Consider the following 20,901-nt stretch of genomic DNA (forward strand, 5'->3'; position numbering starts at 1 on the left):
TCAACGGGGCAATTCCGCGGGGCTTCGTGCCCCCCGTACGCCCACTTCAGTGCAGTCTTCGGAGCTGGGTGAGGTCACGGTGATGCGTGTTTCGGAACCGCAGGAGATCGCTTCCGGTGTGGTGCTGATGACCACTGGCTCTGGCCCGCTGGCATCAAACGTCTACCTGGTCCGATCCGGCCCCTCATGGGCGATGATCGACTCCGGATGGGCGGCCAGTGCGGAACCGCTGCGCGCGGCAGTGGAGCAACTGCTCGGTCCCGGCGAAGTTCCTGCAGCCATCTTCCTGACCCACCTGCATCCTGACCACTCCGGGGCTGCTGGGACACTTGCCCGGACCTGGAAGATTCCGGCATATGTCCACCGCGCCGAACTGCCGATGGCTGCCGGCCGCTACGTTCCGGGATATTCAATGCCGCTGGACCGGTGGCTGGTTGCACCCTTTGTATGGTCCCTGCCTGCCCGCGTCCGGCGGCGGATTGAGGCCGCAGGTGACATTACCGACGTTGTGCATGGCCTTCCACGAAGCGGCGAGGTGCCCGGCCTGCCCGATTGGGCCGCCGTTCCCACGCCGGGGCACACCCCCGGACACGTGGCGTATTGGCGTTCCAAAGATGGCGTCCTGATGACCGGTGATGCGGTAACCACCGTGGACTTGAACTCGGCGCGCGGTCTCCTGCTCCGGGCATCACATGTTTCCGGTCCGCCCTGGTACACCACGTGGAGCCGCAGGACGGCGATGGACTCCGTGGCCCGGCTGGCAGAATTGGGGCCCCGGCTGCTTGCCCCCGGCCATGGGCAGCCCATCGCCATGGAGGTTGTCCCCAGGCTCCGGGCCGCGGCCGCCAAGGAGAAGGCGCAACGGATGGCACGTCGACGGCGGATCGCAGGAGCGCCCGAAGCAGCGTAGCTGTACTGCCGGGGCCGGGTAATGAAGCGGCTGATGGGTGGGATGGGCCTCAGCGCGGGGTTCACCCTTGCGATGACAGCGCGAGTGGCGTGGCCAGGAGTTCGGCCCAGAGTGGATCGTCGGGTGACAGGTCGCTCGGATCTATGGATGTGCCGTCGTCGTCGGGTTCCCACTGCGGAAGGTTTTCGAGGCTCGCCGCCAGGCACTGGCATTCACGGGGCGCGGCCCATTGAAGTGGCGGTGGCCAGGTTCCTGGTGGCCAGTGGGTTGGTTCTGAATCCTGCTGGTCGGGTTTGTAGAAGCGCCCGGTGGGTGAGGTCCAGCCCGGTGGGTCCTTGCTCGTGGCGGGGCCGGGGGCCCATTGGCTGTGATGTTTGAGCCGATGATGCTTACGGCAGAGCTGGGCCAGGTTGCTGACGTTGGTGGTGCCGCCGTGTTCCCACGCTTGGAGGTGGTCTGTTTCGTTGTCGGGGGTCTTGTTGGTGCAGCCGGGGAACGTGCACTGGGCATCGCGCAGCCTGATCCAGCGTTTGATGGACCCGGTAAGCCGGTAGTTCTTCCTGCCGATCTCCAGGGGTGCCCCGTCCCGCGGGTCGACGAGGACCCGGTAGAACGACTCCGCCCCACCGGCGACGAGTTTCCGTGCCATGGACGCCGGAATCGGGCCGAAACCATCCAGCACTGCTGGTTCGTCGGTAAGGCCGAGAAGGGCGAACACAGGCACGGTGACCAGGACGTCGGCCCGCGGCGCAGGGACCTTCCCGATCCCGGTGACACCCTGCGTGCCCGGGGCGGTGCCGGTGGACCCCTCACCCGACGCTTGGACGGCACCGAGCAACAGGGATGCGGCGATGTCGGGGCGGAGCTGGCTAAGCGTGCGGGGCTCGTCTGGTCCCTGGAGGCCGCGGGCGGTCGCGGTGGTCCGGTTCCAGATGGCGCACGCGGTGTCCCCGGGAAGGTAGAGGGAGACCCAGGCCATGCCATCCCGGTCGGGGGTGTATTCCATCCGACGATCCGCCACCCCTTTCGCATGGCGCTTCTCGATCGATTCCGGATGATGGCGCTCCCGCCACCCACGGACCTTGGCCCGGAACCGGGACGGGACCAGCTCACCGGGCGCGGCACCCCGGGCCGGATCGGGTGCGTCGGGGTCGAAGAAATGCGCCACCAAAGCCGCAGCCCCGACAGCGTCAAGGCCTTCGGTTTCGTCCGCGACGACGCGGGCGTGCTGCCAGGACATGGTCCCGGCGGACAGGGCCTGGAACACCAGCGGCAGGGAACAAATCCGGCGGGACTGCTCCACCAACGCCCCGGCAGCGGCGGAGCTGATGGTGAGGACCCCGGCGATCTCCTCCACCACCGACATCTGCCCGTACGTGCGGTCCTGGACCGAGGCGTCCGGCGGGGTCATCGCCTTCTGGAACCCGACGGCGTCGGCGACGTCCCGTGCCTTCACCCCCGCAAGCTGCGCCTCCAAGCGGGACGCAACCTCCAGCCGCTCCAACCGGATCTCATACCGCCGCTGCAGCACATCCACACCGGCACCAACACCAGTACCAACACCGAAACCAACATCTAAACCGGCTGCCAGGGAAGCGTCCTCCCGCTCCAGCGCATCCAGGGCAGCAACAGAGGCACGAACACCCTCCAACACCACCCCAACACCGCCGCTGAATTCCATATGGACATCATCCAACGACCCACTGACATTTAACGTGGATCCCCAATTCCCTCCTGGCGGCGTTACTTCACACTTCCAAAGGGAACCTCTACAGTGAAAGTACTAAGCATGCTGTCTATTTGGGAGGGTGAACCTAATGCGAAGAGTATCTGCGCTTGGAGTTGTGGCTGCGGCAATGCTGGCGTTGGCCGGCTGTTCGGGAGGGGGCAGTGGAACTGCCAGTCCTTCCAGTTCGTCGACGGCGTCAGCTTCCGCCAGCCAGACTGCCGAAGCCAAAGTGTATTCGGAGTATGAGCTCCGGAACCTGATTTCGGGCATGAAGGACGACGACGGCAATGAGCTCAAGCTGTACTCCAAGGACCAGGTTGCCCAGGGCAGCAACATCGCCAACCTGCTGATGAGCGCCGCAACCGTCGATCCCAAGGACTGCAAGGACATCGCCACCGCCGGCCTGCTGGACAAAGTTGAGAACGGTGATGTCGCCGTCGCACTTTCCGAAGGCCAGCAGCCGCGCAGCCTGTCTGCCCAGTCCGGAAGTGGCGGCCCCGACGCAGTAAAGACCCTCAGCGACATCAGCGGCAAGATGGACCAGTGCGCTAAATTCTCGGTCTCGGCGCTCGGGCAGAAATACGACGTTTCAAGCCAGGAACTCAAGGCCGACACTGACGCTGAAAAGACCTTTGCAACCGTCAGCACCCGGAGCGGCGACAATCAGCAGAAGCTGATGCAGGTTTCCGCTGCGAAGGGGCGCCTGCTGGTGGTGGCTACCAAGAGCGGCACCGACCTTGGTGACACGGACCAGAAGGAACTCGAGGGCCTCATCAACGACGTGCTGAAGAAGGCCGAGGGCGGCAGCGCAACGTCAAGCCCGTCCTCCACCAGTTCGTCCGGCTCAATGGGCACGTCCTCGCCCAGCAGCTCGTCGGCGTCCACTGCTTCGTCCACCTCTTCGGCGACGATGTCCTCGGGCAGCGGCGCCTCGTCGTCGGCCTCTCCCACCGCCTCCCGGTAGCGGCGGCCAAGTCCCCGCACCCGTTCCAGCCCCCCTCACCCTGCTGGCTGGGTGGGGCTGGAAACCAGGCCCTAGATGATCCCGGTAGGGATGAGCAGCGCCCATGCCAGCGCCGGGGCCACCAGCACCACGCCGCCCGCGTAGAACATGAGCTGGCGGTAGACCCGCTGCCGGTCGTCGTCCCGCGCGTTTGCCACCACCAGCGCACCATCGGTGGAAAAGGGGGAGACGTCGACGACGGTGGCCGCGATGGCCAGCGCGGCCACGGTTCCGGAGGCGCTGAGCGAGCTCGTGGCCAGGAGGGGGCCGGCCAGCGGGATGAACGCTGTGAGTAATGCCGTGGAGGACGCGAAGGCAGAGCCCACGCCGATTACGTAGCAAAGGACCAGCGCGACCAGCAGCGGGGCGCCCAGGGCCAGGGCCTGCTGGGCCAAGGTGTCGATGACCCCCACATGCTCCAACAGGGAGACATAGGTGATCATGCCTGCCACCAGCAGGACGGTGGACCAGGAGATGCCGCCGATGAAAGTCTTGTGTTCCTGGATGTTGATGAACGCCAGCAGCAGCCCGGCTGAGAGGGCCACGAAGCCGATGGGGAGGTGGAAACCGAGGGTGGCCACCAGCATCACGGCAATCAGGACCAAAGTTATGATCTGCTGGCCGTGGGGGCGTCCGACGGGCGGGGTGTCGGTGTCCACATGCTGCCTGGGGGCACCGTCACGCAGTTTGCCGAACAGGGCGAACAGGACAATGGTGAGCACCGAGAGGACCAGGTTAAGGGCGAAGCTGGCGCTGAAGAGGCTGCCCTGGGAGATGGGAAAACCGTTCTTCAGCGAGATGTCATGCACCAGGACTCCGGCCACGGACAGCGGGGAGAAGCCGCCCGCGTGGGCGCCGTTGATAATGAACGCGCCCATCATGACGGGGTGGATGCGCGACTCGTAGGCAAAACCGATAGCCGCGGGAGCCAGCAAAGCGATGGCGGCGGGTGAGAAGGTGCCCAGGGAAGTCAGGGCGGCGGCCATCAGGAAGAACACCCACGGCAGCAGCATGGTCTTTCCGCGAACCATCCGGACGCAGCCCTGCACGATGATGCCGATGGTGCCGTTCCGCTGCGCCATGCTGAAGAAGTAAGTGACCCCAATGATGGTCAGGACAATGCTGGCCGGAAATTCGGCCAGGATCTCCTTGTCCGACAAGCCCAGCAGGAAATAGCCGACGCCGAACGAGGCCACCAGCCCCATCACCCCGATGTTCAGTGGCCACCTGGTGGCGACGACGAACATCACCACGAGGATCACCAGGGGGATGATCTGGATATAAGTCATGTCAGGCTCCGGGTCTGTGGCTCCACAGCAGGATACGACGCCGGGAGGCAGCTCGCCGGGCGCGCCTCCAATGAATCCCGTGGTGGCGCGCCATTTAACCTCGCGCGGGAACGGCCAGGGAGGTGACCAGACCGTAGGCTGGAGGACGGGCCGGGTTCCCCCCGGCCAAACAGGAAGTTCCCAAGGTGAAAGGCAGGACCATGACCGTTTCCAGCGACGATCCCCAGAACACCGCAGACCTTCGGGGCCCGGGCGACCCGGACGAAGCCAAGGGAGAAGCCACCAGGGCTCCGCAGTCCGGCCAGCACCCCGAACAGCCGGGGGCAGCCAACATCCGCGAGGAACAGCAGGCCCACGCGCCCGGAACCGTGCCGGCGTCGTACGTCGGAGGCGAAGAAGCCGCCCGGGACCATAAACCGGAGGAGGCGCTGGAGGAACCGGGCACCTGGGACGACGAAGTCTGAGCATGGTCACCCGCGCCGATATTGACCAGGCGGAGCGGCGGACGGCCGGCCTTCTCCGCAGGACGCCCGTCGTGGCGGCGGACCGTGGCTTGGCCGACGGCCAGGTCTGGCTCAAGTGCGAATTCATGCAGCACACGGGCACGTTCAAGGCCCGCGGCGCCTTCAACCGGATTCTGGCCAGCCGGGAGCGCGGGGAACTGCGGGCAGACGTGGGCATCGTGGTTGCCTCCGGCGGGAATGCCGGACTGGCCAATGCGTATGCAGCGAAGCAGCTGGGCGTACCGGCCACCGTGTTCGTTCCGGAAGCCGCGCCGGCCGTCAAGGTCGCCAAGCTGAAGGCGATCGGCGCCACCGTGGTCCAGGGTGGTGCGGAATACGCGGCCGCCTACCAGGCCGCCGTGGTCCATGCCGAGGAAACCGGCGCGGTCTACTGCCACGCCTACGACCAGCCCGAAATCGTTGCCGGCGCCGGAACTGTCGGCTCTGAACTGCTGGACCAGGTGCCGGACGTGGACACCGTCCTGGTGGCAGTGGGAGGTGGCGGGCTGATGGCCGGGGTAGCCGCCGCCGTCGAAGGTTCCGCCAAAGTGGTTGCGGTGGAACCTGGGGCCGCGCCAACGCTGCACGCTGCCCTGGCTGCCGGGAAGCCGGTGGACGTCCCGGTATCGGGCATCGCTGCCGACTCCCTGGGCGCCCGGCGTGCCGGCGGGATTGCCTTCTCAGTGGCGGTCCGCTGCGGCGTCGAAAGTGTCCTGGTCACGGACTCGGACATCGTCGCAGCCCGCTCCGCATTGTGGAACGACTACCGGATCGTGGTGGAACACGGCGCCGCAGCCGCCTACGCCGCATTGACCACCGGAGCCTACGTGCCGGCCCGCGATGAACGGGTGGCGGTCATCCTGTGCGGCGCAAACACGGACCCGGCTACGCTCTAGCCCAGCCCAGGCGACCAACGCGGCGCCCGGGCCGGGTCAGCAGGCTACTGGGCGCCGCCCTGGCCGCAGAACTTGCTGTAGGTGGTGCCGGCTTCCTGGTAGCCCGACTGGAGATCGGCCAGCTTGTCCTTGTCCGGGTTCTCCTTGGCCTGTTCATCCGTGTACGCCAGGATCTGGCCCAGTGCAGGCTTGAGGTCGTCCGAGGCAACCGCGTGGATGGGGCGGATCTGGTTGGCGAGGTTGTTCATGCCCGTCTTGCCGGCGTTGTTGGCGGGGTTCGACACAACGGCCTGGATCCGCTCGCAGGTCTCAGCGGTGGTCAGTTGGTGTGTGGCGGTGCAGGCCGTAGCGGAAGCAATGAGGCCGGCGGCAAACAGGGCTGTGGCGAATTTCTTCATGGGTCCCTCGGTAGTGGTCAGAGGGTTCGATTGTAAGCAGATTGGGTAGCCCGGCGCCTTCGCATGCCCAATTCGCGCGCCTACAATGGCTGTACCAATCGTGCGGAGCTTCCGCAGATGGGGCCCCGCGCGCATCATTCCAGAATAAGGAAACCAGCATGCGCCAGACACTGCGCCGCCACGCGGCCGTGGGCCTTGCCGCCCTGTTTTCGCTGTTTCTCCCCACAGCCCTTCCGGCTTCAGCAGCGCCGCCAGCAGGGGAAATCGTGCTCGACGGCGCCACCTCCGCAGAAGGCATCGCGGCAGGGGAGGGCCAGACTTTCTACGCCGGGGAGTTGACCACCGGAGACATCTTCCGCGGTGACCTCCGCAAGGGTACTGCCACCCGATTCATCCATGCCCCTGCGGGGCGTGCCGCCGTGGGCCTGAAGGCTGATACTTGCCACGACCTGCTGTTTGTGGCGGGCGGCGGCACCGGCAAGGCATTCGTCTACAACACCCGGAGCGGCAAGCCCGTTGCCGATTTCGACCTGGCAGAGGGATTCATCAACGACGTCACACTGACCGCGGACGGCGCCTGGTTCACCAACTCTGCCGCGGCCGAACTCTACTTCCTGCCGGTGGGGGAGCACGGGGAGCTGGGCAAGGTGAAGACCCTGAAACTGAGCGGGCCGGCAGCGGACCTTCAACCCGGATTCAACCTGAACGGCATTGCGTCCACTGAGGATGGCCAGACCCTCATTGTGGCGCACACCAGCAATGGGGCGTTGTATACCGTCAATCCGAAAAACGGCAGGAGCGCCGTCATTAAAGGTGCCGATGTTCCGTTCGTGGACGGCATCCTGGTGGAGGGCGATAACGTCTGGGCCGTCCAGAACCAGCTGAACCAGATCAAGCGCTTGGATCTTTCCAGCGATTTGTCCTCCGCCGATGAGAGGAACACGATCAAGTCCGGGGCGTTCGACATTCCGACGACTGTGGCCAAGTTCGACGATACCGTGGCCGCTGTGAACGCCCAGTTCAACCGGCCGGCCAGCCCGTTCGAAGTGGTGCTGGTTCCTGCCTGGAAGTAGGCCGGAAGCAGCACAGGAACAAGGGACTGGCTGGCAGTTGCAACTGCCGGCCAGTCCCGTATCGATAACCTTCGGATTGACGGGTCAGATGGTCCGCGTAGCCTTTTCCAGGTTGTCCTTCAGCTCAACGGCGTTCTGCCGCTTCACGTACGCAGGACGGTCGCGTTCCACGCGCCAGCTTTCGGAGAGCGGGCCCACATTTACAGTGTCGAATCCGAATTCGTCGTACAGGCGCGTCACCAGTTCGGCAGCTTCCGGGTAGTCGCTCGCGGTGGCCAGGGCGCGCCGGTTTTCGCTGCCGGCGGGTGAGCCATCAGTGGTGATGTCCTTGGCCATGATGTGGTTGAAACCTTTGGCCACCTTCGACTGTGGGAGGTGCTCCTGCAGCATCCCGGACGTGGTGGCTTCGCCGTTGTCCAGGGCGGGGATCCTGCCGTCCCGCTCCCAGTAGTAGTTGTTCGTGTCGATCACGATCTTGCCGGCCAGCGGTTCCACCGGGACGTCCTTGTAATTCTTCAGCGGCACCGTGACCACGGCGAAGTCGCCCGCGGCGGCGGCTTCAGCCGGCGTTGCCGCCTTGGCTCTGGGGCCGAGCTCAGCCACGAGGTCCTGGAGGGTTTCCGGCCCGCGGGAGTTGCTGATGACTACGTCGTAGCCCTGCTCCACGGCCTTCCGTGCCACCTGGCTTCCAATATGTCCTGCACCGATGATTCCGATTGTTGTCATAGTGGCGCCAACACCGGTCCCCGGGCAGATATTTCAGCCGGCTTTTGGGAAATAAAGGGGCCGGTGCCTGCTTTCCGGTGCCTAGTTGCCCGTGTAGCGCCCGGGCCGGTGGTTGAGGGCGAGGACGAGGTTGAGCAGGGTGGCGCCGGCAGCGGACAGCAGCACCACCAATGGTGCAACGAGGACCAGCGAAGCCAGGACGATGGCCACATCCAGGACCATCTGCACGTATCCTGCACGCCAGTTCAACTTGTCCTGCAGGAGCAGCGCCAGGATGCTGAAACCGCCCAGGCTTGACTGGTGCCGGAAGAGGATCAGGAGGCCGACTCCGGCCAGCAGGTTTCCGCCCAGCACCCCATACACCGCGTCGAGGTCCAGGGACCCAAAGGCGGCGGGGTGCACGCTGGCCATCAGGGACACCAGCGTGATCGCGGCCCCCGTGCGGAGCGCGAAGTTCCAGCCTTTCTTCCAGACGGCCAGCGCGAAGAACGGCAGGTTCACGGCAAAGAAGATCACACCAAACGGAAGTGCAACCGAGTAGCTGACCAGCAGGGCCAAGCCCGCGGTTCCGCCGGTGACGGCCCCGCTCGACTTGAGGAGGAACAGCCCCAGCGATGCGGCGAAGGTGCCCGTCAGGATGCCCAGGACGTCCTCAACCATCGAATGGCGGACGGCCGACGGCGGAACGGAACCTCCCGCCGTCGGCTCTTCAGGGTGCGTGGCCGGGGCAGCGGTGGTTGCGTCAGCGCGTGTTTCCGTGGAGGTGCTCACTGGGCCGCAAACTTTCCGCGGTCCGCCAGGACGGCAAGCACACGGTCATTGGTTGGCTTGTCTGCCAGTGTGATCCGGACGCCGTCGGCAGCGTAGCCGCGGGCCAGGATGTCTGCCTGGGCCAAGGCGTCGAGGAGTTGCCCGCGCAGCCCGTCGGAAGCGCGCAGCCAGTAGAAGTTGGCCTGGCTGTCCGGGACGTCCCAGCCGTGGCCGCGAAGGGCTCCGATCATGCGGGTCCGTTCCTGGGCCACCGCCTCGGTGCGCTCAAGAACCTCGTCCTCCGCAGCGAGCGACGCCACCGCGGCGGCCTGGGCCATCCTGTTGACGCCAAAGGGGACGGCCGTGCGCCGAAGGCCTTCGGCGATTTCCGGCCGGGCGATGGCGTAGCCGATCCGTAGGCCTGCCAGCCCGTATGCCTTGGAGAAGGTGCGCAGGATGCACAGGTTGGGGTAGCGGCGGTAAAAGTCCAGGGAGTCGATGCCGTTGCCGCGCTGGAACTCGATGTAGGCCTCGTCCAGGACCACCAGCACACGTGGCGGAACGGCCTGGAGGAATGCCTCCAGTGCCTCCGGGCTGATGGACACGCCGGTAGGGTTGTTTGGCGAGCACAGGATGACCAGCCGGGTGCGCTCAGTGATGGCGTCAGCCATGGCGGGAAGGTCGTGGTGTTCGTCCGCCAGCAGCGGGACGGGGACCGATACGGCGCCGGCCACCGCCACCAGGATGGGATAGGCCTCGAACGAGCGCCAGGCGAACACCACCTCGTCGCCGTGTCCGCAGACGGCCGAGATGACCTGCTGCAGCACCCCGGAGCTTCCCGGTCCGGCGGCAACCTCGTCAGCATTGACGCCGAAGTGCGCGGCGATCGCTTCCCGTGCCTCCACTGCGCCCATGCTGGGGTACCGGTGGATCCTGCCGGCCTCCGCAGCAATCGCGTCGACGACGGAGGGCAGGGGGGTGAAGTGGCTTTCGTTCGAGGCCAGGGCGGCGGTCAGGGCCGACTGGGCGCTCCTGCCTGCCACGTAGGCGGGCAGCTGGGCGACGGCGGCGCGGACCGTCGGTGCCGTGGCTTCGGGAAGGGTGCTGGTCATGGACAGCATGATCAGCGATTTCAGGACGTCTGCGCAACAGGGCAGGATCCCACAGGACAGATCCTGTGGTTGGAGGTCAGCCAGATGGCAAAATGCTCAATATGCACCTTATTGATGCCCTGGACGCAGAGATCCTCCTCACACTCGACCGGGACCCGCAGGCTACCGTCCTGTCCCTCTCCCGGACGCTGGGCGTGGCCCGCAATACCGTGCACGCCCGGCTCCGACGGTTGGTCAACGACGGCAGCCTGGCGCCCTTCAGCCAGCGGGTCCGGACCGAGGCCCTTGGCCTGCCGCTCATCGCCTTTATCTCGATCTCCATCAGCCAGTCCTCCAGCGACCTTGCGGTGGCGGCGCTGCAGACCATCCCCGAGATCATCGAAATGCACGCCACCACCGGGGATGCGGACCTGCTCGCAAAGGTGGCCGCAAGGGACCCCGCCGACCTGCACAGGATCACCAACGCGATGCTGGCGATTGACGGCGTCGTCCGTACCAGTACGGCCATGTCCCTGGTGGAAGTCATGCCCACCCGCACCGTGCCGCTGCTCCAAGCGGCAGCCCAAAAGTAGTAGACCTACCCGAAGGCGCGGAAGCGCCGCCCGCCCTGGGAGGAAGGCGGGCGGCGCTGGTTCTTGGGTGGGGCCGGGTCAGTGGCCGCCGAGGTTGCCACCCACAGGCGGGAGGCCCCCGTCGGCGTTGCGGTCGTCCCCGCGCCGTTCGCCGGCGCTCAGGTTCTCGCCGGCAGCCGTCTCGTCGGACTCGCCAGTGGTGTCCACCAGGCCATTGGTCTGGTCAAAGGCGTGCCCGATCCTGTCATCACCCAGATCGGCGACGGAACCGGAGGAGCCGGCCCCCGACGTCGTGCCTGCCGTTGTGGTGTCCGTTGTCCCCGTGCCCGGGTAGGCGCTGCCGGTGGTGGCGCCGGTGGTGAGCGGCTCTGCGGGAACCACCGGTTCTGCCGGGACCGCGGGCGTGGTCTGCGTGACCGTGACGTCGCGCGTTTCGGCGTCGTCCTTGTTGCTGCCGGCAGCCATCGCCGCTGCTGCGCCTGCTGCCGCTGCGATGCCTACGCCGGCCGCAACCTTGCCCGAGATTCCTGCCTTGCCGGAATCGCCGCGGGAAGCGCCTGCGTGTTCAACACCGGGCGTGCCCACAGTGGTTCCGGCGTTGACGGAACCGCGCCACGCGCCGCTGGCATAGCCTTCGTCTTCGATGAATGCCTTGAACTTCTGCAGGTCGGATTCGGCCTGGCGGTCAACGACGTTGAGTTTGTCGCCCACCTTCTCGACGATGCCTTCGGGCTCGTATTCGAGGGTCAGCCGGAGCGAGGTCTGGCCGCCTCCGACATCCTCGAAGTCCACGGCACCGGCGTTCGTTGCGCCTTCGGTGGCGGCCCAGGCCACACGCCGATCCGGGATCTGCTCCAGGATTTTGGCTTCCCATTGCCTGCGGACGCCGCCGATCTCGGCCACCCATTCCAGCCGGTCGTCACTGAGCTGGGTCACGCTCTTGACGCCGCCCATGAAGTGCGGGAATTCCTCGAACTGGGTCCACTGGTTATAAGCGGTGCTCACCGGTACGTTCACCAGAATGCGTTTTTCCACCTTCGTGCTCATAACGTCTCCTTCGCTTTGCTACCGGAAACCAATGACTCGGGAAGAATCATCAGCATGCTTAGTAACATACCTTTTGATCGCGGATGTTTCCAGAGTCCAACGTGGGCGTGAGGGGAAACGGACGACGACGGCACCCGCCAGGTGCCGCCGTCGAGGTTTTGTGCAACGCATGAGTGTCAGTCCAGGTGCCGGCCCGCCAGCGCCAGGTTCTGGATGACGGCGAGACCGAACTGCGCCGCGTCATTAGTCGAGACCGTGGGCGCTTCATCAACCGGCAGCAGGACGAAGGGCGGCTCCATTTTCCGCAGCGAGAACGCCGCCCCGTGGTTCAGGTGCTCGCCGCCCCCGGCAAAGTGTTCCCACGCCTGGGCCGCCAGCCCGGCATCCTGCAGCCGTGCGGCAGCGTAGGCGGTAAGGCGGCTGTGCGCCTGGGTGAGGTAGATGCCCTCCAGCGCCTGGCCCACGGCCTCCACCTGCTCCTCCTTGCTGGCAAGGAACAGCCGGCAGTACTGCAGCCAGGCGCGTTCAAACGCCGGATCATCCACCAGGTCCACCAGCTCACTGCAGATCTCCACCAGCCCGAACACCGCGCTGAGGTGTGACACCGAAATCTGCTCCCGGCCTGTGTCGAACCTGCCCCTGTCCAGGTCGTACAGCGCTTCGCCGGTGAGGAACCCGTACTTGAGCGCGCCGATGTCCGCCATGGTGCCCAGGAGCCGGTCCCGTGAGCGCGGGTTGCCGGTGCGTTCCCAGTCCGTGAGCCATGTTGCAGCAAGCGAGCCCCAGTCAGTCCCGAGGCCCACGCCCAACGCGCCCCTGTTGGGCCGGTAGGTTGCGGCGTCGGGGCGGACTTTCCGGACCGGGTCGAGGCCCAGGAAGTTCTGGTCGCTGTCCACCAGTTCAGACAGCAGGTCGCCGGTGCGCTCGTCAGCCGTCAGGTAGTAGTAGAAGCGGCGATAGGCCGGCGTGCTGATGCGCAGCTGCTTGGCGCTGCAGCCCCAGTGCTGGACGTTGTGCCGGGAACCCAGGCCTTTCCACGGGCCAAGGTGGTAGACATCCACCTCGCCGGTGTGCCGGGTCATGGCCTCGGCGAAGCGGAAGATGTCCGCCCGGCCGGAGCGCAGGTAGGAGTACCAGAGCCAGAGGTCCGGCGAGAGCTCGGAGTTGTCCCAGGCGTAGCCGCCCACGTCGTACCGCCACACGTGCCGGTCGAGGTCGTAGGTGTGCATGAGGTCGCCGTAGTTCCAGAACCCGTACCAGCGGCGCTGCTCCACCTGCCCGGCGTAGAAATCGAACAGGAAGTCCAGGCGGTCCTCGAGGCGGGCGCGGGCCGGGGTGCTCCGGTCCACCGGGGACCAGTCGCCGAAGATTCCGGCAGAATGCAGGTATTCCGGGGTGGCCTGCAGCAGGGCCGGGGTAGAGGCGGCTGCCGCGTCCGCGGCCAGGCTCTCCGTTGACGGCGTGGCCCCGTAGGCGAACAGCGTCAATTCATGGGTGCGGGCGATGCCGGTGGGATTTCCGAAGCCAGGCTCGTAGTCCTCGTAGGTGATTTCGAGGCCCTCGAGTTGCTCCCCAAACGTCTCCTGGCCCATGCCGTCGTGGTAGAACCGCAGGTCCATGGGCTGGGCCTCTGGGGAGAACAGCCAAGCCGTCAGGGAGGCTTCGCTGCCGGCCGCTCCCCGGATGTCCAGCTGGCCCGGGTGGGATTGCCAGAAGTCCTTGATCCCTACTCCCAGCCCGCCGCGGGTATCGCTGAGCGAGCAGAATCCGGCGGCGCGGGTGCCGCCGGAAATTCCCACCCAGCCATGGCCGGCTGCCGTGCGCTTGCGGAGCTCAAAGCCGTCGGCGCTGAGTTGGCTGAGCGTGTAGTCGCCCCAGGCGGGGATCAGGTGCAGCCGGCGGGAAACCTCAGGGTTCCACGTCTCCGCCGGGGGAGTGGTGCGTCCGGCAACCTGGGCGCCGCGTACGTCAGCGCCCGGGTCCCGGCGGAGCCCGGTCAGGCCGCGGACCGCCTCGGTGAGGAACCCGCCGTCGGCTCCCGCGATGCGGATGTGCCGGTTGTGCAGTTCGGCCTCCAGCGGCACGGTGAAGCGCACCCCGAGTCCGGCCAGGAAGTCCCGCCCGGCGTCGCCGTCCCAGATAAAGGAATGCACCATGCGCACGCTGCGGGCGTTGGCGTAGAAGTAGAAGCGCACCACGAAGGGCAGCCAGCTGCGCCCTTTGCCTCCGGCGCCGTCCTGGCGGTGCCGCCCTTCCAGCCGCACCACGGCGCGCACGGGTCCGCTTTGTTCAAGGACGACGGCGGTGACCTCGCCGGTGAAGGCGTCGCGGCTGGCAGTCCCGGCGCCTTCGGGCACGCCGTCCTGCAGGAAGCTGACCAGCCGGGCGTCCCGGGCAACAGGTTCACCATGGCGGGAGAGGCTGCGGAACAGGGACGGGCCGACGCGGTCGATCACCATCTGCAGTGCACCCGTGTCCACGGCGAGGGCGTCGGCACTTTCGGTGACCGTGACTGAGCTGCCGTCCGACGGCGGCTGGCCGGCCGCGCTGGCTGTGCCGGCGTCGGCCGTCACGTGGTAGGTGTCCGACGGCGATCCCGTCGCGGGAAGAGCGACGCCGGCCCACTTCAGCGATCCGTCAGGCCAGGTGGCCAGTGGCCACGCCTGGCTGGGCACGGGGGTGCCCGCAGCATCCGTCACCGCCAGCGCCTCTGTTCCCTGGACCGAGCCGCGGGGGAACGGCATGCCCCACGTGGTCCCGCCGCTGATTTCCGTGGGGGCTTGCCCGTCAATCCACCTGATAAGGACGTTGTCCGTCATGTCATCCAATTCCGTTGCGCATGCGCTGAAAACGCTTTCTGATACGTTTCAAATTAGTAGGTGCGATTTATCCCCGCAAGGGGCGGTCCACGGTTCGGGTGTCGCGGACGGGGGTGGTTTGGCTTGTCGGGGCATCCCCATCGCCGTTGAGCCTCAAGGACAACGTGCGCCCTCTGGCCGGGGCGTCCTGTATGTGCTGGACTGATGAAGCAGTGAACACCAGCCGCCGTTCCCGTCCGGTGCGGGGCCGGCACATTTCCAGCCACACTCAGCCAGCCGGCGTGGACCGGCTGTTGGAAAGGATCACTCATGGCGACATACAAGATCGGATATTTCGTGGGCAGCCTGGCGAGCGGCTCCATCAACCGGACCCTGGCAAAGGCCTTGATCAAACTGGCCCCCGAAGAACTCGAATTCACCGAGATCCCCATCAAAGACCTCCCGCTGTACAGCTACGACTACGATGCCGATTTCCCGCCCGAAGGCCGCGCCCTCAAGGAAGCCATCGAGGCTGCCGACGGCATCCTGTTCGTGTCTCCCGAATACAACCGGTCCATCCCCGGCGCGCTCAAGAACGCCATTGACTGGGGCTCGCGTCCTTGGGGGACCAACTCATTTGCCCGCAAGCCCACGGGCATCATCGGCGCCTCTCCCGGCAGCATCGGCACCGCTGTGATGCAGTCGTCCATGCGCAGCGTCCTGAGCTTCCTTGATGCGCCCCAGTTGAATTCCCCGGAGGCCTACATCAGCTACAAGCCTGATGTCTTTGGCGCCGACGGCGAGGTCAAGGATGAAGCGACCGCGAAGTTCCTGGGCCACTTCATGGACGAATATGCGGCATTCGTGGCAAGGGTCCTCGCTGCCAACGCGCCGGGCCATATTGGCGACCTGGAGCCGGACGCGGAAAAACTCTCCCGCTAGGTTCCTCTCCCTGGACATACGGAGGCCCGCCGTCCCAGCAACGGCGGGCCTCCGGGTCTATGGGCAGGCCGTCCCTCGCGCCTGCGGTTTGGAACCTTCGGGTCAGTCCAGCGGCAGCGTGACCGTCACGCTGGTGCCCCTCCCGGGTGAGGCGCTGATGTCTATGGCGCCACCGGCCTCCTGCACAGCCACGGCCATCAGCCGCAGGCCATAACCGTGGTGCCGCCCGCACGTGGCGAGGCTGCTGTCGAAGCCTGTGCCGTCGTCGGCCACCACCAGCCTGATGCCATGGTCAACGGCCGCCAGCTGAATGGTCAGCGTGTGCGCCGCGGAGTACTTGAAGGCGTTGCTGAGGGCTTCCCGGGCGGACTGGTACAGGAGGGATGCGGAGCCTGCCGGGATCTCAATGCCCCAGTGCGGAGTATCCCAGTGGACCACGGTTCCGCGCTGCCGCAGGGGTGCCGTCAGCCGGTCAATGCAGCCGGCGAGCCCCAGCGTGTGGAAGTCGAGGGGCTGCTGGTCGGTCAGCACGCCTCCCACGGTTGTGACGTCGGTGTCCAGTGCTGCTCTGCTTGCCATGACTTCCTGCTCCCCACAAGCTGGTTGCTCTCTTGGCTCCAGCGTGGACCTGCAACGTCTAGGGATGGCAAGGTTTGCCTCAAGATCGCATCAATTCTGCGCGGTGGGGGCGTCGGTCTCCGAAGGATGAAGCAGCGCGCCCAGGGACTGCGACCCAACCCCTGAAGATTCATTACCAATGACCGGATGAAGGACGTCCCATCTCCTGTACACTGAACCCAGACGAGAGGCCGCCGCCGGGCGCGGTCGAAGGAGATGACGTGACAGTAGCATCAGCAGCGGTTCCCCCCGCAAGATTCAGCGCGCAAATCCGCTCCCACGCCCTCCAGAACAGAATCATGGAGCTCATTCTTGAGCGCGGGCTGGACGTCGGGGACGCCCTCCCTACAGAGAGCGAGCTGTCCGGCGAACTCGGCGTGGGACGAAACACCGTCCGGGAGTCCCTCAAAGTCCTCCAGGCCCTTGGTGTCATTGAAATCCGCCATGGCTTTGGCATGTTCGTTGCCCCGAACAACTTCAGCGCCCTGGTGTCGGGACTGACATTCCGCGGCCGGCTGTCCCTTCGGCACAAGGGCGAAGAAGCCATGGAGCTGATCGATGTACGCCAGGCGCTCGAGTCCGGTCTGATCGGCTCCGCCATCGATTTGCTGACGGAAGAGCACCTGTCCGATCTCCGGCGGACGATGGAGGCCATGCAGGAGGCTGCCGCGAAGGGTGAGCCCTTGGCTGAGCATGATGCGGAATTCCACCGCAAGCTCTACGCGCCGCTGAACAACGAACTCCTCATTAACCTCATGGACGTGTTTTGGCAGGTATACCGGCAGATCCATGAAGCCCTGGGCCATGGGCCGGTCAACCTTGATGAGCAGGTCCGTATCCATTGGGATATCTACGAATCCGTTGCCAGCAGGGACAAAGCCCTCGCTGCCGAGCGGCTCCAGCGACACTTTGACGGTATCCGCCAAAAGCTCAAGGACGTGGCATCCGCCTAACGGCCACGTGAGGTGGCGTTTCGGCCACCACCACTATGTCCATGAAGGGCTGGCCCGTCCCGGCCCGGCCGCTGCATGCCCTGCTGCAGTCCAACCCCCAGAAAGAGGCCCCGCCTTGGAAATCTTCGTCGTCCCTGATGCCGCCGCCATTGGTGCTGTCGCTGCCGGGATCATTGCCGCTGTCGTCCGCAGCAAGCCGGACGCGGTCCTCGGTGTTGCCACAGGAGGCTCCCCGCTGCCTGTCTACGCAGCCCTCGCCGGCCACCGGCTCGATTTGTCGCGCGTGAGGGCCTTTGCCCTTGACGAATACGTGGGGCTGCCGGCCGGGCATCCGGAAAGCTACGGCGAGGTTGTCCGTCGTGAGGTCACCGAACGCCTGGGCCTGGACCCCGGGCACGTGCGGGTGCCTGCCGGCGGTGCGGAGGACCCTGAGCGCGCAGCTGTCGAGTACGACACTTCAATCCGTGCCGCCGGCGGCATCGACCTGCAGTTGCTGGGCATTGGCCACAACGGACATATCGCCTTCAACGAGCCGGGGTCAGCGCTCGACTCCCGTACCCGTGTCGAGACGTTGGCCGCCCGTACCCGGGAGGCCAACGCCCGCTACTTTGGTTCCCTGTCGGAGGTCCCTGAGCGGTGCATCACCCAGGGCCTGGGGACCATCATGGAAGCCAGGCACCTTCTCCTGGTGGTCCACGGGCAGGACAAGGCAGCGATCCTGGCCGAGGCACTGAGTGGTCCTGTATCCGCTGAGTGCCCGGCGTCAGTCCTGCAGCGCCATCCGCATGTCACCGTGGTGGCAGACGAATCAGCAGCCTCGCAGCTTGCGCCCGAAAAGGCCGGTGTTAGAGTGCGCGTGGCCGGCCCCGCCATCAGCGTCTGACGTTCCGCCTGCACTGTTTACGCTGTTCTGGGCCCCTGGTGTGCCGGGACATCCAGGTGGAGGTACCGGACCCGGCCACACAGCCGGCATGCGTTCTGGGCTGAACCGGTTTCCACTTGATTATTTCGGCTTATCCACCGAAACCGGCGTTAGAGTGTGCACCAGTAAACCTGTTTCCATCGTGTTTGCCGGTAATTCGAATCCCGTTGTCTAGGAAAGGTACCAAAGAGATGTCGCACGATCCGTACGCCGCCCTTCCCCAGCTTCCCGAGTTCTCCTTGACCAGCACCGACATCCGGGACGGGCAGCCGTTTCCCGTTGCCCAGGCTAGCGGGAAGATGGGAATCGACGGCGGAGAAGACAGGTCTCCACAACTGTCCTGGGAGGGCTTCCCGCCGGAGACAAAGAGTTTTGCCGTGACGGTTCTGGACCCGGACGCTCCCACTGGCAGTGGGTTTTGGCATTGGGCAGCCTTCAACCTGCCTGCGTCCACCACATCGCTTCCTTCGGGTGCCGCCGAGGACGGCCTGCCCAAGCCAGCGGTGCAACTGGCGAACGATGCCGGTTTCCGGGGATTTGTCGGCGCGGCTCCGCCTGCGGGGCACGGTCCCCACCACTACCACGTCGTGGTCCACGCAGTGGATGTGGACGAACTCGACATCCCTGCCGATGCAAGCCCCGCCTACCTGGGCTTCCAGCTTTTCAGCCATGCGATAGGACGGGCCAGGCTTACCGCCACATTCGAGGTGCCGTAAAACGCCGCATCAGTTTCCTCGAAGACTCACTGTGGCGCCAGGACTTTTCCGTGACGAATAACCAGCGCGGGATTGAAGCCGGCATCGACCACTACGACGTCGGCGCGCAGCCCGGTACGGAGACTGCCCACTTCATCTGAAAGTCCCAGGATCCGGGCAGGCACGGCGGTAGCGGACAGAACGGCCCCTGCCGCGTCCACGCCTGCGGCGATGGTCCGGCGTACTACGTCCAGCAGGGTTGCGGTTCCGCCGGCCAGGGAGCCGTTGCCGCGGAGCCGCGCCTCGCCGCTTGTGACCCGGACGGCTGCAGGTCCGAGGTCGTAGTCGCCGTCCGGCAACCCGGTGGCGGCCATGGAATCGGTCACCAGGACCACGTTGCCTGCGCCCACCAGGGCTAACACCATGCCGACAGTCTCCGGGTCCAGGTGCACCGCATCGGCCACCAACTCCACCGCCACCGTGCCGGCTGCGGCAAGGCGGAGGCACGCCGCGACCGGGCCGGGGCTCCGGTGGTGCAGCGGAGGCATGCCGTTGAACAGATGCGTGACCGTGGGCCGCGCGCCAGTGGTGCGTCCAGCCGCCATCAGCCCTGCTGCCAGGATGAGCGAGTCCGCCGTCGTTCGCGCATCTGCGTCCGTGTGCCCCAGCGACGGAACAACGCCGTGCGCCACGAGGGCCTGCACAAGGTCGGCTGCCCCAGCCAGTTCCGGCGCGTACGTCATGGTGCGCAAGTGCCCGCCGGCCGCCCCGACCAGCTCATCAAGCAACCCGAGGCTCGGCTCCAGCAGGAAGCGTGGGTCCTGGGCCCCACAACGGGCGTGCGACAGGAAAGGGCCTTCGGCGTGGATCCCGGCGACGATGCCCTCCTCGGCGAGGACGCGCAGCGTTGCCGCGCCCCGCAACAGGTCCTCCCGGGAAGCCGTGACCAGGCTTGCCAGCAGCGTGGTGGTGCCGCTCCGGTGGAGGAATTCTGCGGCAGCACGGGCGGCATCGAGTTCACCGCCGGGGAAGTCCCCGCCGGCCGCTCCGTGGCAGTGCAGATCGATCAGTCCCGGGAGGATCATGTTCCCGGAAGGCAGCGCACGTTCAGGCAACGATGGCAGCGACGCAGTGGCAAGTCCGGTCCGCGGACCCGCATAAGCGATCCGTCCATTTACAACCGCGACGGCGGCGTCCGGCACGGTGGTGCCATCCGTCAGGAGCGTTCCGGTGAGCAGCAGCCCGTCAGGAGCCGTCATGCCAGCGCGTCCACAAACCAGCCGGCAATGGTGGCGGGGTGGGTGATCGCCGTTCCCACCACCACGGCGAAAGCGCCGGCGTCCAAAGCCAGCCGGGCCTGGGCGGGGGAATGGATGCGGCCCTCGGCAATCAGGGGGACACCAAAGCCGGCCGCGGCGATCTCCTCCAGCAGGTCCAGGTCCGGGCCGGAGGTTTTGGGCCGCTCACCGGTGTACCCGGCCAGCGTCGTGCCCACCAGGTTGGCCCCGGCCTCGACGGCGGCAGCTGCGTCCTGGAACGAGCCGCAGTCGGCCATGACAAGGGCGTGGGACTCTGCATGGATGCCGGCTACCGTCTGCGCCAGGGTAAGGCCGTCCGGCCGGTCCCGGCGGGTTCCATCGATTGCCACTACATGGGCCCCGGAGTTGGCCACCGCCACAGCGTGCCGGAGCGTTGGGGTGATGAACACGCCGTCGTGCCCGTCCTTCCAGAGCCCGATGAGCGGCACCTCGACGGCGGAGCGGGTGTGTTGCACATCGGCGAGGCCTTGCACCCGGACTGCCGCTGCGCCGCCAACCACTGCTGAAGCGGCCACCTGCGCTGTGGTCCGGGGATCACGCATCGGCTCACCCGGATACGCCTGGCAGGACACGATGAGCCGTCCGCGCAGGGATTCGAGGGCTTCGGGGGTCAGGAGCATAACGGGTTCCTCTGGAAGTGTGGCGG

21 protein-coding genes are annotated in these 20,901 nt (G+C 66.2%); 10 read left to right on the top strand and 11 right to left on the bottom strand.

The features are described from left to right. Window positions 1–49 precede the first annotated feature (49 nt). Entirely contained in the window at window positions 50–910 is an 861-nt protein-coding gene (locus tag J2T23_RS06465) for an MBL fold metallo-hydrolase (protein ID WP_307358217.1), read from the top strand. Window positions 911–971: 61 nt separating this feature from the next. On the opposite strand, the gene J2T23_RS06470 is transcribed toward J2T23_RS06465, so the two are convergent. Beyond that, window positions 972–2,591 carry an HNH endonuclease signature motif containing protein gene (locus tag J2T23_RS06470; protein ID WP_307358219.1) on the bottom strand — a complete coding sequence of 540 codons (1,620 nt, stop codon included), beginning with the start codon at window positions 2,589–2,591 and terminating at the stop codon, window positions 972–974. A gap of 277 nt (window positions 2,592–2,868) precedes the next feature. On the opposite strand from J2T23_RS06470, the gene J2T23_RS06475 reads away from it, so the two are divergent. Further along, window positions 2,869–3,603 (top strand): hypothetical protein, encoded by a 735-nt coding sequence (locus J2T23_RS06475; protein WP_307358221.1) that lies wholly within the window; start codon window positions 2,869–2,871, stop codon window positions 3,601–3,603. Window positions 3,604–3,674: 71 nt separating this feature from the next. On the opposite strand, the gene J2T23_RS06480 is transcribed toward J2T23_RS06475, so the two are convergent. After that, window positions 3,675–4,931: an SLC13 family permease gene (locus J2T23_RS06480; protein WP_141182553.1), complete on the bottom strand. Its 1,257-nt coding sequence runs from the start codon at window positions 4,929–4,931 to the stop codon at window positions 3,675–3,677. Window positions 4,932–5,131: 200 nt separating this feature from the next. Here J2T23_RS06480 and J2T23_RS06485 point away from each other — a divergent pair, with 200 nt between their 5' ends. After that, the gene (locus J2T23_RS06485; protein WP_141182552.1) at window positions 5,132–5,395 is read left to right on the top strand and encodes a hypothetical protein; all 264 of its coding nucleotides are present in this window, start codon (window positions 5,132–5,134) and stop codon (window positions 5,393–5,395) included. 2 nt (window positions 5,396–5,397) lie between these two features. After that, a complete protein-coding gene (locus J2T23_RS06490; RefSeq protein ID WP_307358224.1) occupies window positions 5,398–6,330 on the top strand; it encodes a threonine/serine dehydratase in 933 nt (310 codons plus the stop codon). Window positions 6,331–6,374: 44 nt separating this feature from the next. Here the strand turns inward: J2T23_RS06490 and J2T23_RS06495 are convergent, their stop codons facing one another. After that, the gene (locus J2T23_RS06495; RefSeq protein ID WP_141159211.1) at window positions 6,375–6,728 is read right to left on the bottom strand and encodes a hypothetical protein; all 354 of its coding nucleotides are present in this window, start codon (window positions 6,726–6,728) and stop codon (window positions 6,375–6,377) included. Window positions 6,729–6,886: 158 nt separating this feature from the next. Between J2T23_RS06495 and J2T23_RS06500 the strand changes: the two genes are divergently transcribed. Next, window positions 6,887–7,801: an SMP-30/gluconolactonase/LRE family protein gene (locus J2T23_RS06500; RefSeq protein WP_307358226.1), complete on the top strand. Its 915-nt coding sequence runs from the start codon at window positions 6,887–6,889 to the stop codon at window positions 7,799–7,801. Between the two features lie 84 nt (window positions 7,802–7,885). Here the strand turns inward: J2T23_RS06500 and J2T23_RS06505 are convergent, their stop codons facing one another. The 3 genes from J2T23_RS06505 to hisC form a co-directional block, all read right to left on the bottom strand. Beyond that, window positions 7,886–8,527, bottom strand: coding sequence for an NADPH-dependent F420 reductase (locus J2T23_RS06505; RefSeq protein WP_307358229.1), 642 nt, complete (start codon window positions 8,525–8,527; stop codon window positions 7,886–7,888). A gap of 81 nt (window positions 8,528–8,608) precedes the next feature. After that, on the bottom strand, window positions 8,609–9,187 hold the full coding sequence (locus J2T23_RS06510; protein ID WP_307358437.1) for a YitT family protein: 579 nt from the start codon (window positions 9,185–9,187) through the stop codon (window positions 8,609–8,611). A gap of 107 nt (window positions 9,188–9,294) precedes the next feature. Further along, on the bottom strand, window positions 9,295–10,398 hold the full coding sequence (gene hisC, locus J2T23_RS06515) for a histidinol-phosphate transaminase (RefSeq protein ID WP_307358231.1): 1,104 nt from the start codon (window positions 10,396–10,398) through the stop codon (window positions 9,295–9,297). Between the two features lie 83 nt (window positions 10,399–10,481). Here hisC and J2T23_RS06520 point away from each other — a divergent pair, with 83 nt between their 5' ends. Next, entirely contained in the window at window positions 10,482–10,961 is a 480-nt protein-coding gene (locus J2T23_RS06520) for an Lrp/AsnC family transcriptional regulator (RefSeq protein ID WP_307358233.1), read from the top strand. A gap of 78 nt (window positions 10,962–11,039) precedes the next feature. On the opposite strand, the gene J2T23_RS06525 is transcribed toward J2T23_RS06520, so the two are convergent. Together J2T23_RS06525 and J2T23_RS06530 are read right to left on the bottom strand one after the other, a co-directional pair. Further along, complete coding sequence (locus J2T23_RS06525) at window positions 11,040–12,008, bottom strand: SRPBCC family protein (protein WP_141159216.1); 969 nt, start codon at window positions 12,006–12,008, stop codon at window positions 11,040–11,042. Window positions 12,009–12,184: 176 nt separating this feature from the next. After that, window positions 12,185–14,827, bottom strand: coding sequence for an exo-rhamnogalacturonan lyase family protein (locus J2T23_RS06530; protein WP_307358236.1), 2,643 nt, complete (start codon window positions 14,825–14,827; stop codon window positions 12,185–12,187). A 309-nt stretch (window positions 14,828–15,136) separates the two neighbouring features. Between J2T23_RS06530 and J2T23_RS06535 the strand changes: the two genes are divergently transcribed. Then, the gene (locus tag J2T23_RS06535; RefSeq protein ID WP_141159218.1) at window positions 15,137–15,748 is read left to right on the top strand and encodes an NADPH-dependent FMN reductase; all 612 of its coding nucleotides are present in this window, start codon (window positions 15,137–15,139) and stop codon (window positions 15,746–15,748) included. Window positions 15,749–15,850: 102 nt separating this feature from the next. On the opposite strand, the gene J2T23_RS06540 is transcribed toward J2T23_RS06535, so the two are convergent. Then, entirely contained in the window at window positions 15,851–16,327 is a 477-nt protein-coding gene (locus tag J2T23_RS06540) for a sensor histidine kinase (protein WP_141159219.1), read from the bottom strand. Window positions 16,328–16,587: 260 nt separating this feature from the next. Between J2T23_RS06540 and J2T23_RS06545 the strand changes: the two genes are divergently transcribed. From J2T23_RS06545 to J2T23_RS06555, 3 genes are all read left to right on the top strand, one after another. Next, a complete protein-coding gene (locus J2T23_RS06545; RefSeq protein ID WP_141159220.1) occupies window positions 16,588–17,319 on the top strand; it encodes a FadR/GntR family transcriptional regulator in 732 nt (243 codons plus the stop codon). A gap of 115 nt (window positions 17,320–17,434) precedes the next feature. Next, complete coding sequence (locus tag J2T23_RS06550; RefSeq protein ID WP_307358239.1) at window positions 17,435–18,202, top strand: glucosamine-6-phosphate deaminase; 768 nt, start codon at window positions 17,435–17,437, stop codon at window positions 18,200–18,202. Window positions 18,203–18,432: 230 nt separating this feature from the next. After that, entirely contained in the window at window positions 18,433–18,957 is a 525-nt protein-coding gene (locus tag J2T23_RS06555) for a YbhB/YbcL family Raf kinase inhibitor-like protein (RefSeq protein WP_307358241.1), read from the top strand. Between the two features lie 26 nt (window positions 18,958–18,983). Here J2T23_RS06555 and J2T23_RS06560 read toward each other — a convergent pair whose 3' ends face one another. Together J2T23_RS06560 and J2T23_RS06565 are read right to left on the bottom strand one after the other, a co-directional pair. After that, the gene (locus tag J2T23_RS06560; RefSeq protein ID WP_307358244.1) at window positions 18,984–20,195 is read right to left on the bottom strand and encodes an N-acetylglucosamine-6-phosphate deacetylase; all 1,212 of its coding nucleotides are present in this window, start codon (window positions 20,193–20,195) and stop codon (window positions 18,984–18,986) included. Further along, window positions 20,192–20,875, bottom strand: coding sequence for an N-acetylmannosamine-6-phosphate 2-epimerase (locus J2T23_RS06565; RefSeq protein WP_307358247.1), 684 nt, complete (start codon window positions 20,873–20,875; stop codon window positions 20,192–20,194). Before J2T23_RS06565 ends, J2T23_RS06560 begins: the two co-directional genes overlap by 4 nt. Between the last annotated feature and the right edge of the window lie 26 nt (window positions 20,876–20,901).

It is taken from the genome of Pseudarthrobacter niigatensis (assembly GCF_030812615.1).
In the GTDB taxonomy this organism is placed as follows: Bacteria; Actinomycetota; Actinomycetes; order Actinomycetales; family Micrococcaceae; genus Arthrobacter; species Arthrobacter niigatensis.